The organism is Gilliamella sp. Pas-s25, from assembly GCF_009795885.1.
In the GTDB taxonomy this organism is placed as follows: domain Bacteria; phylum Pseudomonadota; class Gammaproteobacteria; order Enterobacterales; family Orbaceae; genus Gilliamella.
Genome location: NZ_WTEV01000008.1, coordinates 50,669 through 75,785, shown reverse-complemented (window position 1 = coordinate 75,785; position 25,117 = coordinate 50,669). Strand labels below are relative to the sequence as shown.

The window sequence follows — 25,117 nt, the reverse complement described above, 5'->3', positions numbered from 1 at the left end:
GAATTTGATTTTGTCTTATCAACTTATTATTAGTAATGATCAGTTAGCTGATTATTGTTCAAAAATCGAAAATAGCTCGGCTTTGGCTTTAGATACTGAATTTGTTCGAACCCGAACCTTTTACCCTCATTTGGGTTTACTGCAGGTATTTAATGGCGAACATGCAGCGTTAATTGATCCAATTAATATTACTGATTGGCAGGCTTTCTTGGCTATATTAAATAATCCAACTATTGAAAAATATTTTCATTCATGTAGTGAAGATATTGAGGTCTTTTCTTATCATTTTGGTTGTGTTCCAACACCGATTGTCGATAGCCAAATATTAGCTTCTTTTTTAGATAATCCATTAAGTAGTGGTTATGCTAGTTTAGTAAAAAAATATTTAGAGATCGAACTTGATAAGAGTGAAACCCGAACAGATTGGCTACAACGTCCACTAACTGAAAAACAGTGTAAATATGCCATTAATGATGTGTTATATCTTTTTCCTTTAATTAATATTTTAAAGACTCAGTTAAGCACTAACCATTATTTACAAGCAGCTTATCAAGAATGCCAAATGGCGGTTGCCCGTAAATCGGAATTAATGGATCCAAATGATGCTTATTTAAATATTAAAAATAGTTGGCAACTGAAAGGGAAAAGTTTAGGACAATTGTATAAATTAGCAAGCTGGCGATATAGATTAGCGAAAGAACAAGATATTGCTATAAATTTTGTGGTACATGAAGAAGTATTATGGAAAATTGCACGCTATTTACCGACATCATTAGGAGAACTTGATAAGTTAGGTATGAAAGGAAAAGAAATTCGTTTGTATGGTCAAATAATTTTGGATCTTTTATCTACTCCCATACCCGAAGTTCAACCAATTCGCCGAGTTAATAGCTATCCTGATTATAAAAAAATTACTAGCGAGTTAAAACAAGCAGCACTGACTATTTCTTCACAAACAGGGCTTAGCGAGGATTTATTGCTTTCACGTCGATTAATCAATCAATACATAAAGTGGAAAATCGATAAAAAGGGGAATACGCCAGAATTATTAATAGGTTGGCGTAAACCTTTATTTGAGCAGTATTGTCTTTGATTATTGATTAAGTGTAGGTGCAGTTTGTGGTGCATTTAATGATTTTTCAATCCAACAATAGGCAAAGTTAGGTTACGATAAATAGCTAATAATCGAATAACCAGTGTAACCAAAATACCAATGAATGTTGAATATTCCAAAGGTAGTTTGAATGCATTATAGGCGATAACATGAATTGTTCCGCCAATGACGCAAGCAGTAGCATAGATGTCGGTTTTAAATACCATTGGGATGTCTCGAGCAAGTACATCTCGAATAATACCACCACCTACGCCAGTCATCACTCCCATACAAACTGCCACTAAGCTGTTTACGTCAGAATAAATCGCTTTGTTCACGCCAATACCCACAAATACAGCAAGGCCGATTGCATCTAATACAGAAAATAACCATTTAGGGACTGTAATTGATGATGAGTAACGTAATAAGAGCATGGTGACTAATGAGGTGGTGATAGCAATATATAAATCAGTGGAATCAGTGATCCAAAAGATCGGCCCATGATTTAAAACAATATCGCGGATTGTACCGCCACCAATAGCGGTGATGACTGCTAGTACTAAGGCACCGATTGGGTCCATCTCTTTTTTAGCTGCTAATAATACGCCAGAAATAGCAAATACAATGGTACCTAATATGTCAAACCCAAAAAGATAACTCACGCAAGCTCACTTAGCATTGATTCAACAATGAGTGACGATTGTGTTGCAGCTAATTTTAAAAAGGATTGGAAATCAACTGCAGATTCACTATCTCCATTATCCGAGATAGCGCGAACAACCACAAATGGTACTTTAAATAACCAGCAAACATGACCAATAGCTGCAGCTTCCATTTCAACAGCGATAGCATTCGGGAAAGTTTGTTTTATTCTTGCTAAATTGCTTTTACCATTTATGAAAGCATCTCCACTACCAATTGAACCTTCAATCGCATTAACTCCGTGCTTTTTGATACAGAGTTTCGCTAATGATTGGTATTTTTGATCAGCATCAAATGCTACAGGACAGCCAGACATTTGACCTGGCTTGTAACCAAAAGCAGTCAAATCAACATCGTGGTAAAAAACATCCTTTGAAACAATAATATCACCAATATTAAGGTCGGAAGATAATCCACCAGCCGAACCAGTGTTGATAACAGCATCTACTTTATAATTATTTAATAATAAAGTAGTACCTGATGCTGCCGCTACTTTACCAATACCAGATTGGAGCAGTACGATTTCACAACCAGCAATTTGACCTAAATGAAAATCACAGCCTAAATAACGCTCAACGTGATAATGGGTGATTTTACTTTTTAATATGGCTACTTCTTCTTCCATTGCAGCAATAATAGCAATTTTCATACGATCCTCTTGGCTTAGTTTGGGTAACTTCAAATTAGATGTGCTATCATAGTTTGAGAAGATAAATTTGACAATATATGAATCAATCGGAGCTGAAATTGCGAACAATATTTATTACAGGCTGCTCAAGTGGAATAGGACTAATCTCGGCTATTGCTTTAAAAAAACGTGGCTATCGTGTTATTGCTTCGTGTCGCAAATCATTAGATCAACAAAAACTTATCGAGCAAGGATTTGAAACTGTGCTTCTTGATCTTGACAATCCAGACTCAGTCAAGCAAGCCGCTCAAGAAGTTTTAGCTTTGTCTGAAGGCAAATTATATGCGTTATTTAACAATGCAGGTTACGGTGTTTATGGGCGATTAAGTACGATCAGTCGAGAGCAGTTAGAATCTCAATTTTCCACTAATTTTTTTGGTGCCCATCAGTTGACGCAATTATTGCTTCCAGCCATGTTAGAACAAAATGAAGGACGTATTATTCAAACAAGTTCCATTGTTGGTATTGTGGCAACGCCAAGGAGAGGGGCTTATTCAGCCAGCAAATATGCATTAGAAGCTTGGTCTGATGTGTTAAGGTTGGAATTAGCACAAACCAATATAAAGGTTTGTTTAATTGAACCTGGCCCATTAAAGACATATTTTTCAAACAATGTAAATCAAATAGAGCAAAAGAATATGGTAAAAAATCCACCTATAGCTAAACGATTTACTTTACCGCCTGAGGCTGTTTTGCCTTACTTATTTCATGCCCTTGAACACTGCAACCCTAAAATACGTTACAGGGTAACAAAAATAACAAAAATAGCAGCTATGGCTAAACGTTTGCTTCCTGATAGATTAATGGATAAAATTTTAAAGAATAAATAATAAATCATTATACCCTAGGACATAATATGCAAAATCAATTTATTTTTGATGTTAATGAGCAAAATATTCAAGAGGTGATTGAAAGATCATCGACATCCCCTGTGTTATTTTATTTTTGGTCAGCTAGAAGTCCAAATTATGAGGTAATGACTCAAACATTAACTAAATTAGCTAATGAACATCATGGGCAATTTATTTTGGCTAGTATTAATTGTGATGAACAACAAATGTTAGCTGCTCAATTTGGTTTACGGGCTATCCCAACGGTTTATTTATTTCAAAATGGTCAACCTGTAGATGGTTTTCAAGGACCTCAATCTGAAGAAACCATTAAAACTTTTTTAGAAAAAGTGCTACCAAATGAAGATGAGCTTAAATTAATTGAAGCACAAAATTTATTTCATGCAGCCAAATATGAAGAAGCATTACCACTGTTACGGCAAACTTGGCAATCACTTACCGATCATTTGGGTAAACCAAGAACAGATATTGCATTAATGCTAATAAAATCACAAATTGAACTTAAACAACTCAATGAAGCAAAAGGAGTGCTTGCAACTATTCCTCTACAAGATCAAGATTCAAGTTATCATGGATTACAAGCCGAAATAGAACTACTTGAACAAGCCGCTAATTCTCCTGAATTACAGCAATTACAAGCAGAATTTGCTCAATACCCTGATAACGTTGAATTAATGATTCAATTGTCTTCCCAATTAATGCATGTAGGGCGTCATGAGGAAGCATTAGAGTTGTTATTTAAACCGCTAACAAAAGATCTTAATGTTGGTGACGGACAAGTGAAGAAAACATTACTTGATTTACTAGCAGCATTAGGAACAAGTAACCCATTGGCCAGTAGTTATCGACGTAAGTTGTATACTTTATTATATTAAGGTTTATCAAAGTAATAAGGCGAAAGGATTCAACAATAGTTTATTGTTGAATCCACTTTATTTAGTGTTCAATAATGCGAGGAAAATCTTCGTTACTGCGTAATGTTAAGACTTCAACACCATTTTCAGTAACCAATATAGTGTGTTCATACTGAGCCGAAAGTCCATGATCTTTGGTTTTGACTGTCCAGCCATCTTTCATGGTACGGGTACGCCAATCGCCTGTATTTATCATAGGTTCAATAGTAAAAGTCATACCTGGCTTTAAAATTACACCGCCATCATCAGCGTCATAATGTAAAACTTGAGGTTCGTCATGATAGACTTCACCAATACCATGGCCACAATATTCCCGAACTGAAGAAAAACCAAACTTATCGACATATTTTTGAATCGTTTTACCAATTTCCTTTAAACGTATGCCGGGTTTGATAATTTTAATCGCCTCGTAAAGGCTTTCTTGTGTAACTTGGCATAATTTTTCACCTGCGATAGTTGGTTTACCAGCAATGTACATTCTAGAAGTATCACCGTGATAACCATCTTTGATAACTGTTACATCAATATTTAAAATATCACCATCTTTTAGCTTTTTGTCAAAACTTGGAATACCATGGCAAACCACATCATTAATTGAAATACAACTAGTGTGTTGATAGCCACTATAGCCAATATTAGCTGGAATAGCTTTTTGAACATTAACAATATATTCATAACAAATTTTGTCTAGTTCACCAGTACTAATGCCCGGTTTAACGTAAGGTTCAATCATTTCTAATACTTCAGCTGCAAGTTTTCCAGCTATTCGCATTTTTTCAATTTCGACGGGGGTTTTTAACTTTATAGACATTAAATTTTTCCTGTAATATTAATGACAATATCCTATCATACCCCGCTATTTCGTCAAATCATACCGGATGATTAATTATGCATTTTACTTATATTCTTATAAAATTTTGTAAAAAAGTTTCAGGAAAGTATGTGTTTTAGTATAAAATAAAAAATTATACTTATTTTAATACGGTTTTATATATATAATAACTCATTATAAAAAAGGGTTTTATCGCAATGCAATGTCGTTTTTATCAGCAGAAAAAATGTTTATCTTGTCAGTGGATGGATAAGCCCTATCATGCACAACTAGCAGAAAAACAAAATAATCTGTTACAACAATTAACTCAATTTAAACCTAATGACGTTGTAGAACCGTTTGCTAGTCATGAATTTGCTTTCCGTAATAAAGCAAAAATGGCGGTGTTAGGTACTGTTGAAAGACCTATTTTAGGAATACAAACAGATAATGAGATGGTCGATTTATGTGATTGTCCTCTTTACTCAAATAGTATGCAAAACATCCTAAAACTTGTTCGAACTTTCATCCGTAAACAGGGACTTGTACCTTATAATATTAATAAGCGAAAAGGAGAGTTGAAATTTGTTATTGTTACTGAAAGTAAAGAGAATAATACAAGCTGTTTTATGCTGCGATTTGTTTTAAAATCGCACAAACTTGTCGAAAAAATAAATAATTCTTTTAAACAATTACAAGATAAAATACAAAATTTAAAGGTAATTTCAATAAATATCCAACCTAATCATGCAGCTATTTTAGAAGGGGAAGAAGAGTTAGTTTTAACCGACACCTCATTTTTACCAATGACATTAAATGGCGTTCCTCTTTTCATTAAGCCTAAAAGTTTTTTTCAAACAAACAGTGATGTTGCCAGCAATCTTTATAAAACTGCAAGTGACTGGGTCACAAATTTATCTATTCACTCTATTTGGGATTTGTTTTGTGGTGTAGGTGGTTTTGGCTTAAGTTGTGTTAGTCTTGCTATTGAAAATCAAATCCAGCTAACAGGAATTGAAATTAGTCCAGATGCAATTGAATGTGCAACAAAATCAGCTAACAAGTTAGGTTTTAAGCGGTTAACGTTTAAATCACTTGATGCGACCCAATACGCTATTGCTGAACAACACATTCCAGATCTAGTGCTGCTTAATCCACCAAGACGAGGGGTTGGTAAAGTGCTTATGCAGTATTTAGAAAATGTACAACCAAGCTATATTTTATATTCAAGTTGCAACTTAACCTCGTTAGTCGAAGATTTGATGTTGTTATCTAACTATCAAATCATGAAAGTGCAACTGTTTGATATGTTTCCCCATACATCACATATGGAAGTCTTGGTTTTGTTACAAAGAAAAAATAGATAATTTAATTATCAAACCCTAATATTATCTTCAATTAATGAGGTAGTTGTTATATTTAAAAATCTGCCAATATTCAATTATCTGTAATAAAAATAGTGAATTGTATTTTCTAATCATTAAATTACACATTATATTTAGTTTTTATTTTAAAGGTTGTTATAAATTAGACCATTGTTAATATCAAATTATGTTAATATAAAAAAATAAATAATTTCATTTAAGGAAGGCAAAATATGATTCCTGATGTTTCTAAAGCGCTTAACTGGTTAGAAAAACACTACAGCATCTTACAAGGTATTCAACGCGGTGTTGAACGTGAAACTTTACGCATTTTGCCTGACGGGACATTGTCGAAAACTTCATTCCCCGCAAAAATTGGCGCAGCGTTGACTCATCCTTGGATAACAACTGATTTTGCTGAATCAATGCTAGAATTTATTACACCAGTTAATACCAATATCGATTATATGCTAACGTTTTTACGCGATCTGCATCGTTATGCTAGTGTAAATATTGATGATGAAATGATGTGGCCATTAAGTATGCCATGTTTTGTTGCCAATGAAGAAGATATTATTTTAGCTCAATATGGATCATCAAATGAAGGGCGTTTTAAAACGGTTTATCGAGAAGGTCTAAAAAACCGTTATGGTGCAATGATGCAAACCATATCTGGCGTTCATTATAATTTTTCATTACCCATGGCATTTTGGCAAGCAAGAGATGGTGTAAAAAATACAGAAGAGGGTAAAGCTGTTATTTCTGAAGGCTACTTTACATTGATTCGTAACTATTATCGCTTTGGTTGGGTTATTCCTTATTTGTTTGGATCATCACCATCGATGTGCTCCTCATTTATTCAAGATCCACAAAAAGCAAAAGCCTTTATTGAACAAACAAATGGTAACTGTTATTTGCCTTACGCAACCTCTTTAAGGTTAAGCGATATTGGGTATACTAATAATGCACAAAAACAACTAGGCATTACTTTTAATCATTTAGATACTTATGTTGAAGGATTAAAACGAGCAACGCATACAAAATCAGCGGAATTTGCTAAATTGGGCATCAAAGTTGATGGTCATTATCGTCAATTAAACGATAATGTATTGCAGATTGAAAATGAATTTTATGGGCCAATTCGACCTAAAAGAGTCACAATGACTGGGGAGTCGCCGTCGGATGCACTTTTACGTGGCGGTATTGAATATATTGAAGTACGCGCATTAGATGTTAATCCATTTTCACCGGTAGGGATTACTGAAGAACAGATACGATTTATCGATCTGTTTTTAATTTGGTGTGCACTAGCACCTGCGCCAGAAATGAGCAGTCAAGAACTTGAGTGTGCCAAGTTAAATTGGAATAGGGTAATAATGGAAGGACGAAAACCAGGGCTTGAGATCGGTATAGGTTGCAATAGCTATCAAGAACCTTTGGCCAAAGTTGGACACCAATTATTCAAAGATTTATTACGTGTTGCTGATGTTTTAGATCATCAAGATGACAAGCAGGGGTACCGTAATGTTTGTGAGCGTTTAGAGTTAATGTTTGATCAACCTGAATTAACTTTATCAGCAAGAACACTACAAGCAATAAGTGATTTAGGTACAGCAAAATTTGGTTTAGCTTTAGCAAGCCAATATAAAAAACAGCTTATGGCAGAACCCTTAGCATTATTAACTGAAGGTGATTTTGTTCAACAACGCAATTTATCTATTGAAAAACAGAAGAAGAAAGAGCTGAGTGATGCTTTAACTTTTGATCAATATTTGCAGAAAAAGTTGAACGATAAAAATGTTTAAAAATCGATGTTATACTTTACGTTATCGGGCAAGCAACGAAGTTGAGTTGCTCTTGCCTAACCAACAAATTACAGTTAATAAACCGTTAATTGATCAAACATCATTTACTGTTTTAGTTTGGAATATTTTTAAACAAAAAAAATCTGATTGTATTACTGTACTCAAACAATATGCTGATAAAACTAAACTAATCTTATTACAAGAAGCACAAGCAACATTACCGTTACTTCATTTTATTTCACAGCACAATAAAATTGCCGATCATGTCCCAGCATATTGTTTTAACAATATTTATGCTGGGGTTATGACAATCTCTGACTCGTTACCAACGTCACTTTTTTCTTTTAGAGAAAAAGAACCATTAATTCGTGTTCCTAAATCTGCTTTAATTACTATTTATCCGATTAGAGATTCTAAGCAACAGTTATTAGTTGCGAATATTCATGCTGTAAATTTTAGTATTGGTGTAAAAATATACCAGCAACAAATCCGCATATTATTAACCCGAATAAAAGAACATACTGGTCCAGTTATTTTGGCTGGGGATTTTAATGCATGGAGTAGGCAGCGACTGAATTTATTGTATCATCTTGTTCATTCAATTGAACTTAAGCCTGTTAATTTTTCAATTGATATTCGTAAGAAATTTATGGGCAGACCGTTAGATTTTATTTTTTACCGAGGATTACAACTTGATGCAGCTGAAATTATTAGCACAACCACATCAGATCATAATCCTCTATTAGTAAATTTTAGATTGGATTAGCATTGGCAAGATTGATTGTTAATATATCACCTTCTTGAACTCTAGAATTTTTTAGATTATTCCACTGCAATATATCAGTAATTTTTACACGATAATTTTTTGCTATGGAGTATAAACTATCTCCTGCTTTGACAAGATAAGCAATCTTTTTTTCATTTCTAGAGAAGTTATCTCTACTTACAATGCTGTTGCTTTGAATGAAACTTGATCTAAATTCAAATGGCTTATTAGCATGTGGAGTATCTTGTAGAAGTTCTGTAATTTCATTTGCAACAAGATTTTCTTTTTGTAATTTTTTAAATAAATCATGAGCATGTGTATAAGGAACAAGCAGATGAAAAGGACCATTTACTGTTTGTTGTACATACCCTGCATTATATGTTGTTAATTCATCAAGCGATAGTTTAGAATATTTAGCAATTTTAGCTAATGAAATATTTTTAGAAATATCAATTCTAACAAGCGAATTTTCGTAATTACAATCAGGTAATTTAATGCCATATCGTTTATTATTTTTAACAATATCAATGATAGCTAAAATTTTAGGCACATAGTGCATGGTTTCAGTTGGCAAGTCTAATGACCAATAATTTGTTGGTAAACCTTTTGCCTGATTTTTCTCAATGGCTTTTCTGACTCGACCTTCACCCGCATTATAAGCTGCTAGTGTTAAAAGCCAGTCTCCATTAAAACGGTTATTTAAATTTTGCAGCAGCGATATTGCAGAATTAGTGGAGGCAATTAGATCCCTACGGGCATCAAATGAATTACTTTGTTGTAACCCATACTCTCTAGCTGTAACTGGCACAAATTGCCACAACCCCGCAGCTTGTGCAGGTGATGTTGCAAGTGGGTCATAAGCGCTCTCAATAAGAGGAACTAAAGCTAATTCAGCAGGTAGATTATTTCTACGAAGTTGATTAATAATGTAATAAACATAAGGTTCAGAACGTAAGGCAACCGTTTCAAATCCTTTAGGATTACGTAATAACCGTTCTCGTTCTGCTTTAATTCGGCCATTTTCAGGAACATTGGCATCAATCTGATTGAGCATATATTGCCATGGATTCTGAGTGATAGATACATAACTACTAGAATTACTTCTGTTATTAGCCGTGTTTTTCGAATACTTTATTCTAACAACAGGATTATATCGCGGTGCATGATGATGGCACGCACCTAGAAACAAACATAATGTTGTAAATATTAATAACTTTTTCATTATTTCGTAAGTTTTACCCAAATTAAGTTTAATATTATACCTAAAAAATGTCTTTTTGGCTCCTAAAAAAAACAAACAAATCTAACTCATTATTAAAATTGAACTTATTTTGTAATTGATGTTCATGGCATCGCAAAAATAAGTTAATTTGCTTTTCTTTAGACAAAATAGACGGTAATGTTTTTGATTTTTTTGAAATCAGATCTATATAGCTTTTGATGTTTTTATCATTAGGCAATATGTGGGACGCAAAGGCTAAATTTGATAGAGTATATTCATGACCTGCACAGATTAAAGTATCATCAGGCAGCCGTTTTAAATGTTCTAATGAATCTAACATTTGTTGATAAGTACCCTCAAAAACCCTTCCGCAACCAGCCGAAAATAAAGTATCGCCAGAAAACAAATAAGGGTAGCAATAATAAGCTAAATGCCCAAGAGTATGTCCTGGTACAGCTATAACATCAAAGCTAAAGTTACCAATACAAACTTTATCTTGATTAATAAGATAATTAATCGGCAAATCGATTTCGCTAGGGCCGTAAACATCAATATGCTGATATTGAGCTTTTAATTCACACACCCCACCAGTGTGATCAATATGGTGATGGGTAAGTAGGATTCCAAGGGGGAATAATTTATTCTTTTTAATATAATTAATGACAGGTCCAGCTTCGCCAGGATCAATAATTACGGCTTGATTATCAGAGTTGCTTAGAATCCAAATATAATTATCTTTTAAGGATTTGATGCTATTCAGTTGATACATATTATTTTTATACCATCAGTTATCTATTTAAAAGCAAGTAAATTTATATCAGTTTCATAAAAGTATTTTGATAAATTAATCATTTAGAGATTGTTCAAATATAGCGTCTTGCACAGTAGGGGATTGGGCTTGTGTTTTAGCTATAATGTCACAACGCTCATTTTCAATATGGCCAGCATGACCTTTGACCCAAATCCACTTAATGTTATGAGGTTGTACTAATTCATCAAGCTTTTTCCATAAGTCGACATTTTTTACTGGTTGTTTGCTAGCTGTCTTCCAACCATTTTTTTTCCAACCGTGGATCCAATTCATAATACCGTTACGCAAATATTGACTATCAGAATATAACTCAATTTGACAAGGTTGCTTTAATTGTTCTAAAGCCACAATTGCAGCTAATAATTCCATGCGATTATTAGTCGTTTTAAAAAAACCTTTCGATAATATCTTTTCAGTTTGTTTATATTTTAAAATAGCAGCATAACCACCGGGGCCTGGATTACCAAGGCAAGAACCATCTGTATATATTTCGATTTTTTTTAACATTTTTTAAATTTATTTAATAATTATTGGGAATCGATTTAAATCTATTGTTTATTTTAATTGAATATGCAAATTAACAGCCATTTAATTTATTTACTATTATTCTATAACTTTAGTAAATTGACGATTATATCATTTATGAAGGTATCAACATTAAAGTTTTTTGGTGTTAGACTATACCACTAAAAAAGTTTTTTCCCAATCATTGATATAAAAAGAGAAGCAAGTGATAAATCATTCTACTCGACAAATTGTATTAGATACTGAAACAACTGGTATGAACCAAGAAGGTAATAATCACTATGAAGGGCATAAGATTATTGAAATTGGTGCTGTTGAAGTCATTAATCGCCGTTTAACGGGTAACCATTTTCATGTTTACATTAATCCAGAACGCTTAATTGATGAAGATGCATTTAAAGTGCATGGCATAAGTGACGATTTTGTTAAAGATAAGCCGATTTTTAAAAATATAGCGCATGATTTTATTAAATTTATTGATGGCGCTGAATTAATTATCCACAATGCTTCGTTTGATGTTGGCTTTATGGATTATGAATTTCGTCTTTGTGGGTTGGATTTTAAAACTGCTGATCATTGTATTGTTACTGATACCTTAGCCATGGCAAGGCGCCTATTTCCTGGTAAACGTAATAACCTAGATGTATTATGTGAGCGCTATCAAATTGATAACTCTCACAGAACGCTGCACGGCGCGTTATTAGATGCCGAGATTTTAGCTGAAGTGTATTTAGCGATGACGGGGGGGCAAACAACTTTATCTTTTAATGCAGAGGATAATAACTCATCTTCATCGGAAAATAATATAATAAAAAGAGTAGAACGTAACGGCGTGCCTTTAAAAGTAATCAAAGCAACTGAATATGAGCTTTCTGAACATGAATCAGTTTTAAAAAAAATTGATAAAAAAAGTGGTGGAGCACTATGGAATTTGAATAAGTGATTGCTTTATAGTCAATTAAACGTTAATTTTAAAAATTTTATTGACGATGATAAAAAAAATCTTTAACATCACGCCTACTTTAATGTTTTAGCATTAAAACTATCAAACAAAAGCGGAGCGGTAGTTCAGTTGGTTAGAATACCTGCCTGTCACGCAGGGGGTCGCGGGTTCGAGCCCCGTCCGTTCCGCCAATTCATCAAATCTTATTCAAATCTATTTAGTCTATTTTTTGCCAGTAAAAATAAATAAAGCAGGATCGTACAAAATTATTGTTGAAAATGGAATTACAGGGTAAGTTACCCTGTAACGGTTTATTTTTTTCAATTATCTATTCTCATTCAAAAGGCCTTTCTTGATTTCTATCGCAAGGAGGGGGTTCCACATAGCACCCGTTGCACTCATAACAGCATCAGCACCACTTTTTATAAATTGATGATAATGTTCACTAGAACCAACTCCACCGACGCCCACTATAGCAAATTTTAGATTCATCTGTTTACGATATTTAGCTAAACGACTTACCATATCTAAGCCAGCCCAACGAATTGCATCGCCACAAATTCCACCTTCTTTTCTATTTTCACCTAAGGCAGGGAGACCTTTAGCATCAACGGGTTTAGCCGATAATGTGTTGATGGCGCTTAAACCGTCAATGATAGCTCCGACACGAGTTAATAAAGAAATAATCTTTTCATCATCAGGAAAATACGCTAGTTTTAAAATAAGTGGACGATCAGGCACAGCAGTTTTAATAGCATTGACTATTCGTTCAACTTTATCTACATCAAAGCAAAGTAGTTTGCTTGCTCCTTCATTTGGGCAACTTAAATTTGCTTCAAGAATAGGTGCATTGGTTTCTTTAACTAATTTTGCTGCTAAAGCATAATCTTTTTCTATTTCTCCATTACCTTGTGTTCCTTGAAAACTACCTATAACACATTGTCCATTGCCAGCCGATTTTACAGCGTCAGCCATATCGGGTTGCCAAATATCAGGTGAAAATGAAGGCACGCCAAATGAGTTGGTAATTGATAATGGCTGATCATAATTGGTATCAGCTAATACTGTATCTAGATTGCATGATAATTTATGTTTAGGATGAACAGATAAAACATTAGGTAAAGGATGGCATTTATGTAGCTTAGTTCTGACCGTTTTATATACACATAAGTCAAATCCATAAGCAAAAGCAGCTTTAATATAGTTTGCATTTAATAGTGGACCCGCTGGCATCCCAAATGGTAAATTGACCTCAACATTTAAGAATTTTGAAATTGTTGTTGGGATTTGTTGTGCTTTATCGAGTTGTGCAAAAAGCCCAAAGGGGCCTTGAGCATAATTATCTTCGTAGCTTATACTTGGATTATAAAAAGGTGTTAAAGATTTCATACTCTCTCCTGATTATGCATGTCTTAAAGTAAATTGATTATTAATTTGAAATGGTAAAAAAACTGTTTTTTAACCAAAAAAAATCCTCCATGAAGGAGGATTTAAAAATAGGGCAAGTAGAGAATAAAAAGATAATTTTGATTTTAATTTGTTAATGGGTATTCCAAACATTCTAATATTCTCTTTTTGTTAACTTTAAGGCATTTTAGCTGTTCAAATTTAAAATTCAATATAAAAATATTAAAAAATATGTAACTAAATGAAATGGTTACAATATTATTTTTTAGATTTATAGCTATACAGTAGACACTTCAAACACAGTCAAGTATGAAAAATAAGTAAAGTCTTATTTTATTTATATCGATAATTTTCTAATCAATTAATAAATCAAGAAAAATTTTTGTCGAAAAAATGATACACCAACTATTAATGAAATTAATGTAAGTGGAGAATGACTATTGGTAATGTTATCATTATTGAAAACGAAAAAGATTAAATGTTAGGTATATAAAAATGCAAAATGAAAATATTTTTAAATCGTTAACGCTACCCAATGGTGTTGAATTAAAAAACCGTATAATGATGGCACCAATGACAACATGTTCTGGTTTTTATGATGGTTCTGTTACTCATGACTTGATCGAATATTATCGTGTAAGATCTGGTGACATAGGAGCTATTATTGTTGAATGTGGATTTGTCGATAATAAGGGATTAGCTTTTCCTGGAGCGATTGGTTTAGATAGTGACGATAAAATTGAAGGATTAGCTAAAATTGCTCAAGCTATTAAAGAACAAGGCTCTAAAGCAATCATTCAAGTATATCATGGCGGAAGAATGGTCGAACCTAAACTCATTGGTGGACAATCTCCTGTGGGGCCTAGTGCAATTGCAGCTCCGCGTCCTAATGCTGCTACGCCAATTGAATTGACTACTAATGAAGTGGACGAAATGATTGATAAGTTTGGTCAAGCCGTGCGTCGAGCTATTCAGGCTGGTTTTGACGGCGTAGAGATTCATGGCGCTAATACTTATTTAATTCAACAATTCTATTCTCCTAATTCAAATCAAAGGAACGATAAATGGGGCGGTAGCCGTGATAATCGTACTCGATTCCCGCTTGCTATTTTAGATATTACCCATAATATGGTCAAGCAATATGCAACATCTGAAGAATTTATTGTTGGCTACCGCTTTTCTCCCGAAGAGCTAGAAGTCCCAGGAATTCGTTTTGATGATACAATGTATTTACTTGAAAAATTGGCTGAAAAAGGACTTGATTATGTCCATTTTTCAATGGGAGCGACACTTAGACCATCAATAGTTGATACACAAGATCCTACGCCGTTAATCAATAAATATGTTGCAATGCGTTCAGAAACATTAGCTAAAATTCCTGTTGTGGGGGTTGGTAATGTTATTAATAAAAATGATGTTGATAATGCCATAGACAATGGTTATGACTTAGTTGCAGTTGGTCGGGCTTGTATTGCTTATCCTGATTGGATAAGCCGTATTAAGAAAGGCGAGAAACTAGAACTATTTATCAATAGTGATAAACGTGAAGAACTTAATATTCCTGAACCTTTATGGCGTTTTTCTTTGGTTGAAAGTTTGATTCGTGATGTTAATCTTAATGTTAAAAAATTTAAACCAGGTAATTATCAAGAAACAGTCAACGACGAATCTTATGAATTTCTTATTAATGTTGAATTAGGTAAAGACTTTATTAAGGATATGGCATTAGTGAATGCTAAAGAGTTTGATAATGATATCCTAGATAATTTTACTGTTATAAAAAATAGAATTATTGATTCCAATAGTCCACATGTTGATACGATTTCGGGAGCAACTACCCAATGTGAAGCTTTTAAAAAAGCTGTCACTAAAGCGATGGCAAAATCTAACAAAGAGGCGATTATTGCCGAAGGTGGCGATCCTAATGACCAATCTTTCGATGTAGTAGTAGTTGGTAGTGGTGGTGCTGGACTAGCGGCTGCTATTCAAGTGCATGATCTGGGTGAAAATGTAGTAATTGTTGAGCAAATGTCTGTCATTGGCGGTAATACCAATAAAGCTTCGGCTGGTATGAATGCCGCAGAAACTAAGTTCCAAAAATTTAAAGGTATCAAAGACAGTAAAGAACTTTTCTATCAAGAAACGATGATAGGTGGAAAAAATAAAAATAATCCTGATTTATTACATTATTTTGTTGAAAATGCACCTGATGCGATCAATTGGTTAGATGATAATGGTATTGAACTAAGTGGCATTACAACAACTGGCGGTATGAGTATTGATCGAACACACCGCCCAGAAAGTGGTGCAGCGGTAGGTGGTTTCTTAATCAGTGGACTAGTCAGAAATATCAATAAGCGTGGTATCGAAGTCATGCTTGATACAGCAGTTACTGAAATTGTAACCGAAAACCATAAAGTTATTGGCGTTAAAGTTTTAGAAGAAGACGGTTCAACTCATATGATAAAAACCAAAGCTGTCATTATTGCAACCGGTGGATTTAGTGCCAATACTGCAATGGTTGAAAAATATCGCCCTGATCTTAAAGGATTTGTCACCACCAATCATAAAGGTGCTACCGGCTCCGGTATTATGATACTTGAAAAGCTTGGTGCTGGAACCGTTGATATGGGAGAAATTCAAATCCACCCAACGGTTGAACAAACCTCTTCTTATTTAATTTCAGAATCTATTCGTGGTGGGGGCGCGATACTTGTATCGCAAGAAGGCCAACGATTTGTTAATGAACTAGATACCCGGGACAATGTATCAGCTGAGATTATCAAACTACCGGAACACTATGCTTATATCCTATTTGATCAACAAGTACGTGATGAAAACAGATCAGTTGAAGAATATGTTGCAAATGAACTTGTTACCCAAGCAAATACGATTGAAGAATTAGCTCAAAAACTATCGATTAATGACAACACATTAACTATAACTGTAAAACGATACAATCAGTTTGCAACAACTAAACACGATGAAGATTTTGGACGAACAACGGGTATGCGTCATCCGATAGAAAAAGGACCTTTCTATGCAATAAAAATTGCACCTGGTGTTCATCATACCATGGGCGGTGTGACTATCAATACCCAAACACAAGTCTTAGATACTAATAAAAATGTCATTCAAGGCGTGTTCGCCGCAGGTGAGGTAGTGGGTGGTGTACATGGCGCAAACCGTATAGGAGGTAACGCTGTTGCAGATATCATTATTTTTGGTATACAAGCTGGCAAAAAAGCTAGTGATTATATCAAAAGTTAACTTGTTATAACTAATTGAGCTTGTTTAGTATGGTACGTACTAGCTATGAATATACTCAAACTTTAATGGGAACAACGGTTTCATTAACGCTATTAGAGCCTAATAAAGCCGCTGCACATGCTGTTTTTGAAACCATAAAAATGCTTGAGGATAAATTAACCGTTAATAGGTCGTTATCAGAAGTTATGGCAATTAATTTAGCAGCTGGCCAATACCCTGTTACAGTAAGCCATTCTGTGTTTTCTTTGATTGAACAAGCTCAAAAAGTCAGCCTACATTTCAATAGTTGCTTTAATTTTGCCATTGGTCCATTAGTTAAGCTTTGGAAAATTGGCTTCCAAGATTATCAAGTACCTTCTAACAAGTTAATAAAACAACAATTATTGTTAACTGATCCTAAAAATATTGTACTGAATGCAAAGACCCATTCCGTATTTTTAAAAAAATCAGGGATGGAAATTGATTTAGGTGCAATTGCTAAAGGATATATTGCTGATGTTGTTAAATTGATTTTACAACAATATCAAGTGTATCAAGGCATCATTAATTTAGGTGGTAACGTATTAACATTGGGTAAATCCTCACTTAATGAAGACGGCTATTGGCATGTAGGGTTAAGAAAACCGTTTTCAACTAAAAATAAGCTGTCTGGGATTATTAAAGTTATAAACAAGTCGGTTGTCACATCGGGGATTTATGAGCGTTTTTTTATACAAAACAGTCATCTTTACCATCACATATTTAATCCTAAAACAGGCTATCCACTAGACAATGAATTAGAAAGCGTGACAATAATTTCAGACTCTTCATTGGAAGGCGATATTTATTCGACTGTCTTTTATGGATGGGGACTTGATAAAAGTAGAGAGTATTTACAAAAACATCAAAACTTATCAGCTATATTCTTGTTAAAAAATAAAACAATAATATTAATCAATACTGATAATTTTATTTTTCAACAGCTTGATACTCAATACACAATCAGCACAGATTATAATTAAAATTGGTATCAAAAAACTAGGAATAACATTGATTTTATTTAAATTTTTATGCTTTATTTTGGATGTTTTTCTCAAAATTTGTTAAAAATATTAATTCTTTTGATGCTTTTATATAAGACAATAAACTTGAGCAAATAATGGAGTACGAAGTGAGTATCATAGTGTAACAAAATTAAATATTAACTTATTAAATACTATTTAAAATAAAAAGGAAGATACTATGAATATAGTAAAAAAACCGCCATTAAAATGGTTTCCATTCATAATTATTACGGCAATTTCAGCAATACTCTGGCTGCTTGTAACACCGCCAACAGGTATTAGCCAAGAAGGTTGGCAAACCAGTATTATTTTTGTTGCAACAATCGCCTGTATTGTGGCAGAAATAATGCCTATTGGCGCAATTGGTCTATTTGCGATCACAATTTTTGCTGTATTAAGACCTTCTGGTGCAGCAACAGCGACTGAATCTATAAAAATTTCGCTAAGCGAATTAAACAGTAGTCTTATTTGGCTGATTGTTATTGCTTTTATGATTGCTCGGGGCTTTATCAAAACAGGATTAAGTAAACGCATTGCTTATTATCTTGTTAAGATTTTGGGTAAAAATACATTGGGATTAGCTTACGGTTTATCTGTCACTGATATTGCGCTAGCACCAGCTATTCCAAGTACTACAGCTCGAGCTGGAGGTGTTATATATCCAATAGCAGAAGCTTTAGCCATCAATTTTAACTCTAACCCAAAAGATGAATCAAGAAATCGCATTGGTACATTTTTAATGTTGACGATTAGTCATGTGAATGATATCACCTCTGCAATGTTCTTAACTGCATTTACCGGAAACTTATTAGCTGCTAAATTAGTTACAACATCATTAGGTATTACATTAGGTTGGGGACAATGGTTTGTTGCAGCAATTGTGCCATGTTTAGTTTCATTTATTGTGATCCCTTTGGTTATTTATTTCTTAACTAATCCAGAACTAAAAAAAACACCAGAAGCACCAAAGTTAGCTGATGAAGAATTAACAAAAATGGGACCAATCACTATTAACGAAATTGTAATGGGAGGAACTGTACTGCTATTATTAGTATTTTGGATTTTTGGTAAAAACTTTGGTATAGATTCAACGACCACAGCTTTTATTGGTTTGACTATATTGATCTTAACCGGAGTATTAAGTTGGGATGATATAAAAGGTGAAAAAGCGGCTTGGGACACATTAATTTGGTTTGCTGCGTTATTAATGATGGCAGGCCAAGTGAATAAACTTGGCGTAACAAAATGGCTGGGCGATACAATAGGTAGTGCGGTGCAAGGTCATTTAGGGGAAAGCAGTTGGATATTTGTAATAATCGTTTTATGTGTTGCTTATGTTTATTTACATTACTTCTTTGCCAGTGGAAACGCGCATATTGCCGCATTATTCCCGGTTTTCTTATCGCTTGCTATTGCGCTTGGCGTACCAACTTTGATTGCAATTTTTGCTTTAGTCATTTGTACTAATTATTTTGGGTCAATAACACAGTTTGCAAATGCTCGAAATCCACTATTATTTGCCGAGGGGTTTGTTCCTGTAAAAACTTGGTGGAAAGTTGGGTTTATTTGTAGTGTTGTAAATCTGCTCATTATATTTACTATCGGTATTTTATGGTGGAAGATTATTGGCCTTGGTCAATAATGATTAAAAAACTATTTTACAAACTATTGTATATACCGCCATATTAATTGGCGGTATTTATCTGTATATCAATTTTTATTGTTAGCTAATTACAATTGATAGTTTCCAATCGTCAACCACTTCCCAATATTTTTGTTCTTGTGCTAAATCAAGTAATATCAGTTTATTATTTTCAACAAATTCTTGATTAATTTCTAAAGTGATTTTTGCTAGTTTATTTTCTAATAATTTTAATTGAATAGCCTGTAAATCAATGCCAGTATTCCGTTGATTATTTATGAGGATAGACAATCTTAAAATTTGCATTAACGATATTATATGTCTGTATTCAAACAGGCTAAAATAAGGTAGTTCATCAATATTGATCGATTTTCTGTGGTAGCGAACAAGGGTAGATAAAAGTAATTGTTGTTCTTCATTGAATCCTGGCAGATTGCTGTTTTGCAAAATATAACTTGAATGTTTATGAATGGATGAAAAGTTAATTTTTAAACCTACCTCATGGAGCTGAGCTGCCCAGTATAAAATAGATTCAAGATTGGGTGGAATAGTAATCGGTGCTTGCTTTTGCCATTGTGAAAATAAATATTTTGCAGTTTTAACAACTTGTTTTGCATGGCGTTGATCTATGTTGTAATGTTCTAAAAGTGATTGTGCGGTGTTTTTCCTAATATCTTGGTAATTAGGGCGATCAATCAACTCATAAAATACGCCCTCTCGTAAAGCACATGGGCTAAATTGTAAAGCCTGTAAACCCAGCGCATTAAAAATACCACTAAATATAGCTAACCCGCTGACAAATACTTTTTTCCTTTCTTTGGACAAAGAGGGGTAATTAATATCGTTAAAGGCTTTAAATTCCAAAACATAACTAATTAAATCATCGAGCCTTTTAGGAGTGATAATGCCGTCACTGACACCAAGATCTAATAAGATATGATAAATAGACTTAATGGTTCCAGACGTACCAAATGCAGCTGTAATATTCATTTTTTTAAGTCTACTGATCATGCTCTCTATTTGCTGTTCGGCGGCAAGTTTTGCTTGTTGAAATGAGACTGCGTCAATTGTTTGCTCATAAAAAAACTGTTTGGTATAAGTTACACATCCCATCGGACGACTAGCAACAATTAAAGGGGTTAAATCATTCCCTTTGCCTATCGCAATTTCAGTAGATCCACCACCGATATCTATCACAAGTTTTGTATCGGTTGGTGATGTTGACTCTGCTGTCATGGTGCCTAAATAAATAAGACGAGCCTCCTCTTGGCCCGAAATAATTTCAATCGGGAAGGGAAACACTTTAGCCGCCGCCATTAAAAATTTATGCCTATTTTTGGCCACCCTTAAAGTATGTGTTGCGACAACACGAACATGTTCGGGAGGAAATCCATTTAATCGTTCAGCAAACAACGCAAGGCACTCTACGCCTCGCATAATACTTGATTCAGTGAGTTCGTTATTGGTTTTAAGCCCGGTTGCGAGATGAATATTTATTTTATTTTTATAAATGATCTGTTCGGCACCATTAATAATACGAGCAATCACCATATGAAAACTATTTGAACCAAGATCGACTACCGCATATTCATTGAATCTATTCATGTTAGAGTCCTTTTTCAAAAGATTCTGACTGCTTCAAATAATCATAAATGGCATACTGGGCTCTGATTTTTTTCTTATTACCTCTTTGTACGTAATTGTTGGCTGCATCTTTATCAATAATACGAGCTTTTACATTATCATTGCATTGTATATCAAATATATTGTGGATAGTTGACTTTATTATTGGATCGAAGATTTTCACGCCTACTTCAATACGATTATCAATATTACGGGGCATCCAGTCGGCAGAGGAGATATAAGTATCTTTTTTCCCATCATTTTCAAAAATATAAACACGAGCATGCTCTAAGAACTGATCAACAATACTTGTAACAGTAATATTTTCACTTAAATTCGGAATTTGTGGTATTAATACACAAGTTCCCCTTACAACCATTCTAACTTTTACCCCAGCACAAGATGCACGATACAATTGATCTATCATATCTTTATCAGTTATTGCATTAAGTTTTAAATAGATACCTGCTGCTTTGCCTGCTTTAGCATTATTTATTTCTCGTTCGATAAATTCATAAAATCGTAATCGTGTATTTTGTGGTGAAACAAGCAAATGGTTAAATGATACGGGTTTAAATGGGTTTTCAATAAAATTAAATACTTTTTTTACTTCATCTGTAATTGCTGGATCTGCTGTTAATAGCGAAAAATCGGTATAAATGGTTGCAGTTCTTTCATTAAAATTACCTGAACCAATATGAGCATAACGAACTATTTGATCGCGTTCTTTACGATCAATTAAAAATAATTTAGCGTGGATTTTAAGTTTGGGTTGTGAATAGATAACTTTAATACCACTGCTAATCAACCGTTTTGCCCATTTTATATTTGCTTCTTCATCAAACCTCGCTTGTAATTCGACAACTACGGTAACTTTTTTGCCATTATTTGCAGCATTGATCGCGGCATGAATAAAGCGAGAGTCTTTGGCAACTCGGTAAATATTCATTCGAATATGCGTAACAGATGGATCAAATGAAGCTTGCCTCATGATTTCTAAAACATGACCAAAAGAGTAATAGGGGTAATAAAGTAAAACATCTCGATCTTTAATCGTATCAAACGCATTTCGAAATTGCTTAAATCGAGTGTAACTTAGGTTTGGTATTTTCTTATTTAATAAATTTTTTTGCCCAAGATCAGGAAATTTAACAAGATCTTTAAAATTAGGATAGCGTCCACCAGGCATTGTGTCTTGTTCAGTTAACCGTAATTTATTAATTAACAATTCAAATAATGCTTTTGGCATATCTTTTTGATAAGTAAATCGTACTGGCTGTGCCGTTAAGCGTTGTTTTAAACCTTGAGACATAAGTTCAAGTAAGCTATCTAATTCAGTATTCAACTCATATTCTGCATCTCGATTAATATTAATTGAATATGCATTTAATTCTTTGGCATCAAAAAACACTTTAAAAATATCTGATAAACAATATCGTAATATGTTATCTAAAAAGATGATGCATTTATTTTTAGTTGAAACCTCTGACGGTAGTAGTACAAAACGAGAAACATTATCAGTTGGAAGTTCAAGTAATGCATAACTGATATTATTCTCACAAACTATTTCTACAGCCAAATAGGCATGATCATCTTTTAGAAATTGAATCAATTCTGTATGACTATCAAGCAAAATAGGGGTAATATACTGCCTCAGATTTTGTTTATAATAATTCTTAATCCAATTTTCTTGATAAGCCGAAAGCTGTCTTTCGTTAATCAAAAAGATTTGATTTCTGGCCATTTCTAACAATAATTCATTATAAAGTTGATCAAACTGTAATTCCAATTGAATGACCTTTTGATTTACTTGTCGTAATAGACTTTTAGCATTAGATGAAGAATGCACTTGTTCTTGTTCAATAAGTACATATTTTTTTAAGTTAGCAAACTGGACTTTATAAAATTCATCAAGATTACTGGAGTATATGCCTAAAAAACGAACTCGTTCGATAAGCGGATTGCTTTTATCTGCAGCCTCTTGTAAAACTCGCTGATTGAAAGATAACCAGCTGAGCTCTTTAGGTAAATATACTTTTTCTTCAATCATTATAGTTTTTCAAACTCTAGCAAAATATTCTATACAGAATAACTTAAGTAAAAAAAAAAGCTAGCAGATAGCTAGCTTTTTTATTTTATATCGATTAAAAGTTTAAGATTTAAATACGGTGAACCGAAGTTGTGTTAGTTGTTCCACTTGGTACTAAAGCACCAGACACCATCACAATAATATCGCCTTGTTGTAAACCACATACTTTTACCGCCATCTCTTTACCTAAACGATAAAAATCATCAGTTGAATTGATTGAATCAATTAAAATTGGTTCAACACCTTTAGTAACAGCTAATTGATTAACCGTTTTTTGACTTGATGAAAGCGCTAAAATTCGGGCTCTTGGAAAATAATGACGAACTTCTCGAGCCGATTTACCACTACGTGTTGCAACAACGATTAATGGCGCATTTAGACGTTCAGCAATTTCTACAGCACCACAACAAACAGCCGCGGTTATACTTAATTTTTCTTCTTTAGTTGTTAATTCCAAAGAAGCAGGAATAGTACCATCGGTACGTTTACAAATAGTCGCCATGACATTGACTGTTTCTAGTGGATATTTACCTTTAGCACTTTCGCCTGAAAGCATAACAGCATCTGTACCATCAATAATTGCATTTGCCACATCGCCAGCTTCAGCACGAGTAGGGCGTGGATTTTTGATCATTGAATCAAGCATTTGTGTTGCAGTTATAACTGGTTTAGAAGCTTTATTACATTTTTTGATCATCATTTTTTGAGCAAAAATAACTTCTTCAACAGCAATTTCAACACCTAAGTCACCACGTGCAACCATAATGCCATCGGAAGCCTCAAGAATTTCATCAAAGTTATCTAAACCTTCTTGATTTTCGATTTTAGAGATAATTTTTATATCTTCGCCTCCATGCGCTTTTAAGTGAGCACGAATGTCTTCAACATCAGAACGTTTACGAATAAATGATGCTGCAATAAAATCAACCCCTTGTTCACAACCAAAAATAAGGTCGTTTTTATCTTTTTCTGCTAGTGCTGGTAATTTAATTGAAACGCCAGGTAAATTAATACCTTTATTTTCACCAAGCTCCCCGTTGTTTAAAACCGTACAGATAACTTCGTTACCTTTGATTTCAATCACGTCCATTGCAATTAAACCATCATCAACAAGTACACGATTACCCGGTTTCAGATCATGCGCAAAGCCATCATATGTAACTGCTACTCGTTCACTATTTCCAATAACATTCTTGTCTGTTGTAAAAGTAAATGTTTGACCAGCAATAAGTGATACATCATTACCACCTTCTAATTTAATGGTACGGATTTCTGGCCCTTTGGTATCTAGCATGATCGCCGCTTTTAATCCAGTTTCTTGCATGACTTCTCGTAAGTTCTTAATACGGTTGCCATGTTCTTCATAATCTCCATGAGAAAAGTTTAAACGCATAACATTCATGCCTGCGTTTAACAATTTTGCTAACATCTCTTTTGATTCAGATTTGGGTCCGATAGTACAAACAATTTTAGTCTTTTTCATAATAATATCTACTTTGTAATTTATTTAATGTTAATGTTTTGATTCTATTTAAAAATTCTATAAAT

General features: G+C 33.8%; 20 protein-coding genes and 1 tRNA gene. 11 read left to right on the top strand and 10 right to left on the bottom strand.

Annotation, left to right across the window (positions count from 1 at the left end):
* Positions 1–10: 10 nt before the first annotated feature.
* Entirely contained in the window at positions 11–1,093 is a 1,083-nt protein-coding gene (gene rnd, locus GQ593_RS05605) for a ribonuclease D (protein WP_160431163.1), read from the top strand.
* Positions 1,094–1,128: 35 nt separating this feature from the next.
* Here rnd and GQ593_RS14065 read toward each other — a convergent pair whose 3' ends face one another.
* Together GQ593_RS14065 and mtnN are read right to left on the bottom strand one after the other, a co-directional pair.
* Positions 1,129–1,755 (bottom strand): TRIC cation channel family protein, encoded by a 627-nt coding sequence (locus tag GQ593_RS14065; protein ID WP_202115382.1) that lies wholly within the window; start codon positions 1,753–1,755, stop codon positions 1,129–1,131.
* Entirely contained in the window at positions 1,752–2,444 is a 693-nt protein-coding gene (gene mtnN / locus GQ593_RS05595; RefSeq protein WP_160402308.1) for a 5'-methylthioadenosine/S-adenosylhomocysteine nucleosidase, read from the bottom strand. The genes GQ593_RS14065 and mtnN overlap by 4 nt, the downstream gene beginning before the upstream one ends.
* Positions 2,445–2,521: 77 nt before the next feature.
* On the opposite strand from mtnN, the gene GQ593_RS05590 reads away from it, so the two are divergent.
* Both GQ593_RS05590 and GQ593_RS05585 read left to right on the top strand, forming a co-directional pair.
* Complete coding sequence (locus GQ593_RS05590; protein WP_160431162.1) at positions 2,522–3,313, top strand: SDR family oxidoreductase; 792 nt, start codon at positions 2,522–2,524, stop codon at positions 3,311–3,313.
* A gap of 26 nt (positions 3,314–3,339) precedes the next feature.
* Entirely contained in the window at positions 3,340–4,209 is an 870-nt protein-coding gene (locus tag GQ593_RS05585) for a co-chaperone YbbN (protein WP_160431161.1), read from the top strand.
* Positions 4,210–4,270: 61 nt separating this feature from the next.
* Here the strand turns inward: GQ593_RS05585 and map are convergent, their stop codons facing one another.
* Positions 4,271–5,059, bottom strand: a complete 789-nt coding sequence (map, locus tag GQ593_RS05580) for a type I methionyl aminopeptidase (protein WP_160402305.1) — start codon at positions 5,057–5,059, stop codon at positions 4,271–4,273.
* Between the two features lie 218 nt (positions 5,060–5,277).
* Between map and rlmC the strand changes: the two genes are divergently transcribed.
* The 3 genes from rlmC to GQ593_RS05565 all read left to right on the top strand — a co-directional run bounded on the left by rlmC (position 5,278) and on the right by GQ593_RS05565 (position 8,994).
* Positions 5,278–6,426, top strand: coding sequence for a 23S rRNA (uracil(747)-C(5))-methyltransferase RlmC (gene rlmC / locus GQ593_RS05575; protein ID WP_160431160.1), 1,149 nt, complete (start codon positions 5,278–5,280; stop codon positions 6,424–6,426).
* A 230-nt stretch (positions 6,427–6,656) separates the two neighbouring features.
* The gene (gshA, locus tag GQ593_RS05570; RefSeq protein WP_160431159.1) at positions 6,657–8,228 is read left to right on the top strand and encodes a glutamate--cysteine ligase; all 1,572 of its coding nucleotides are present in this window, start codon (positions 6,657–6,659) and stop codon (positions 8,226–8,228) included.
* The gene (locus GQ593_RS05565) at positions 8,221–8,994 is read left to right on the top strand and encodes an endonuclease/exonuclease/phosphatase family protein (RefSeq protein WP_160431158.1); all 774 of its coding nucleotides are present in this window, start codon (positions 8,221–8,223) and stop codon (positions 8,992–8,994) included. Before gshA ends, GQ593_RS05565 begins: the two co-directional genes overlap by 8 nt.
* On the opposite strand, the gene GQ593_RS05560 is transcribed toward GQ593_RS05565, so the two are convergent.
* From GQ593_RS05560 to rnhA, 3 genes are all read right to left on the bottom strand, one after another.
* Positions 8,981–10,216 carry a transglycosylase SLT domain-containing protein gene (locus tag GQ593_RS05560; RefSeq protein WP_160431157.1) on the bottom strand — a complete coding sequence of 412 codons (1,236 nt, stop codon included), beginning with the start codon at positions 10,214–10,216 and terminating at the stop codon, positions 8,981–8,983. The genes GQ593_RS05565 and GQ593_RS05560 overlap by 14 nt on opposite strands.
* Before the next feature lie 40 nt (positions 10,217–10,256).
* On the bottom strand, positions 10,257–10,985 hold the full coding sequence (gloB, locus tag GQ593_RS05555) for a hydroxyacylglutathione hydrolase (protein WP_160431156.1): 729 nt from the start codon (positions 10,983–10,985) through the stop codon (positions 10,257–10,259).
* A gap of 75 nt (positions 10,986–11,060) precedes the next feature.
* A complete protein-coding gene (gene rnhA / locus GQ593_RS05550; protein ID WP_160431155.1) occupies positions 11,061–11,534 on the bottom strand; it encodes a ribonuclease HI in 474 nt (157 codons plus the stop codon).
* Positions 11,535–11,757: 223 nt separating this feature from the next.
* Between rnhA and dnaQ the strand changes: the two genes are divergently transcribed.
* Both dnaQ and GQ593_RS05540 read left to right on the top strand, forming a co-directional pair.
* Positions 11,758–12,495 carry a DNA polymerase III subunit epsilon gene (gene dnaQ, locus GQ593_RS05545; protein WP_202115381.1) on the top strand — a complete coding sequence of 246 codons (738 nt, stop codon included), beginning with the start codon at positions 11,758–11,760 and terminating at the stop codon, positions 12,493–12,495.
* Positions 12,496–12,609: 114 nt separating this feature from the next.
* Positions 12,610–12,686, top strand: a tRNA-Asp gene (locus tag GQ593_RS05540).
* 133 nt (positions 12,687–12,819) lie between these two features.
* Here GQ593_RS05540 and GQ593_RS05535 read toward each other — a convergent pair.
* Positions 12,820–13,884 carry a dihydroorotate oxidase gene (locus GQ593_RS05535; RefSeq protein WP_160431154.1) on the bottom strand — a complete coding sequence of 355 codons (1,065 nt, stop codon included), beginning with the start codon at positions 13,882–13,884 and terminating at the stop codon, positions 12,820–12,822.
* 513 nt (positions 13,885–14,397) lie between these two features.
* Here GQ593_RS05535 and GQ593_RS05530 point away from each other — a divergent pair.
* The 3 genes from GQ593_RS05530 (at position 14,398) to GQ593_RS05520 (ending at position 19,857) form a co-directional block, all read left to right on the top strand.
* A complete protein-coding gene (locus GQ593_RS05530) occupies positions 14,398–17,172 on the top strand; it encodes a flavocytochrome c (RefSeq protein ID WP_160431153.1) in 2,775 nt (924 codons plus the stop codon).
* 29 nt (positions 17,173–17,201) lie between these two features.
* Positions 17,202–18,173: an FAD:protein FMN transferase gene (locus tag GQ593_RS05525; RefSeq protein ID WP_160431152.1), complete on the top strand. Its 972-nt coding sequence runs from the start codon at positions 17,202–17,204 to the stop codon at positions 18,171–18,173.
* A 220-nt stretch (positions 18,174–18,393) separates the two neighbouring features.
* Entirely contained in the window at positions 18,394–19,857 is a 1,464-nt protein-coding gene (locus tag GQ593_RS05520) for a DASS family sodium-coupled anion symporter (RefSeq protein ID WP_160431151.1), read from the top strand.
* Positions 19,858–19,938: 81 nt separating this feature from the next.
* On the opposite strand, the gene GQ593_RS05515 is transcribed toward GQ593_RS05520, so the two are convergent.
* The 3 genes from GQ593_RS05515 to pykF all read right to left on the bottom strand — a co-directional run bounded on the left by GQ593_RS05515 (position 19,939) and on the right by pykF (position 25,052).
* Entirely contained in the window at positions 19,939–21,462 is a 1,524-nt protein-coding gene (locus GQ593_RS05515) for a Ppx/GppA phosphatase family protein (protein ID WP_160431150.1), read from the bottom strand.
* A 1-nt stretch (position 21,463) separates the two neighbouring features.
* Complete coding sequence (gene ppk1, locus GQ593_RS05510) at positions 21,464–23,530, bottom strand: polyphosphate kinase 1 (protein ID WP_160431149.1); 2,067 nt, start codon at positions 23,528–23,530, stop codon at positions 21,464–21,466.
* A 109-nt stretch (positions 23,531–23,639) separates the two neighbouring features.
* Positions 23,640–25,052, bottom strand: coding sequence for a pyruvate kinase PykF (pykF, locus tag GQ593_RS05505; protein ID WP_160431148.1), 1,413 nt, complete (start codon positions 25,050–25,052; stop codon positions 23,640–23,642).
* Positions 25,053–25,117 lie beyond the last annotated feature (65 nt).

Bases quoted from the DNA above. Each gene is read 5' to 3' on its own strand.
- mtnN (WP_160402308.1), bottom strand. From the start codon at position 2,444: ATGAAAATTGCTATTATTGCTGCAATGGAAGAAGAAGTAGCCATATTA.
- GQ593_RS05590 (WP_160431162.1), top strand. From the start codon at position 2,522: ATGAATCAATCGGAGCTGAAATTGCGAACAATATTTATTACAGGCTGC.
- GQ593_RS05585 (WP_160431161.1), top strand. From the start codon at position 3,340: ATGCAAAATCAATTTATTTTTGATGTTAATGAGCAAAATATTCAAGAG.
- map (WP_160402305.1), bottom strand. From the start codon at position 5,059: ATGTCTATAAAGTTAAAAACCCCCGTCGAAATTGAAAAAATGCGAATA.
- rlmC (WP_160431160.1), top strand. From the start codon at position 5,278: ATGCAATGTCGTTTTTATCAGCAGAAAAAATGTTTATCTTGTCAGTGG.
- gshA (WP_160431159.1), top strand. From the start codon at position 6,657: ATGATTCCTGATGTTTCTAAAGCGCTTAACTGGTTAGAAAAACACTAC.
- GQ593_RS05565 (WP_160431158.1), top strand. From the start codon at position 8,221: ATGTTTAAAAATCGATGTTATACTTTACGTTATCGGGCAAGCAACGAA.
- GQ593_RS05560 (WP_160431157.1), bottom strand. From the start codon at position 10,216: ATGAAAAAGTTATTAATATTTACAACATTATGTTTGTTTCTAGGTGCG.
- gloB (WP_160431156.1), bottom strand. From the start codon at position 10,985: ATGTATCAACTGAATAGCATCAAATCCTTAAAAGATAATTATATTTGG.
- rnhA (WP_160431155.1), bottom strand. From the start codon at position 11,534: ATGTTAAAAAAAATCGAAATATATACAGATGGTTCTTGCCTTGGTAAT.
- GQ593_RS05535 (WP_160431154.1), bottom strand. From the start codon at position 13,884: ATGAAATCTTTAACACCTTTTTATAATCCAAGTATAAGCTACGAAGAT.
- GQ593_RS05530 (WP_160431153.1), top strand. From the start codon at position 14,398: ATGCAAAATGAAAATATTTTTAAATCGTTAACGCTACCCAATGGTGTT.
- GQ593_RS05525 (WP_160431152.1), top strand. From the start codon at position 17,202: ATGGTACGTACTAGCTATGAATATACTCAAACTTTAATGGGAACAACG.
- GQ593_RS05520 (WP_160431151.1), top strand. From the start codon at position 18,394: ATGAATATAGTAAAAAAACCGCCATTAAAATGGTTTCCATTCATAATT.
- GQ593_RS05515 (WP_160431150.1), bottom strand. From the start codon at position 21,462: ATGAATAGATTCAATGAATATGCGGTAGTCGATCTTGGTTCAAATAGT.
- ppk1 (WP_160431149.1), bottom strand. From the start codon at position 23,530: ATGATTGAAGAAAAAGTATATTTACCTAAAGAGCTCAGCTGGTTATCT.
- pykF (WP_160431148.1), bottom strand. From the start codon at position 25,052: ATGAAAAAGACTAAAATTGTTTGTACTATCGGACCCAAATCTGAATCA.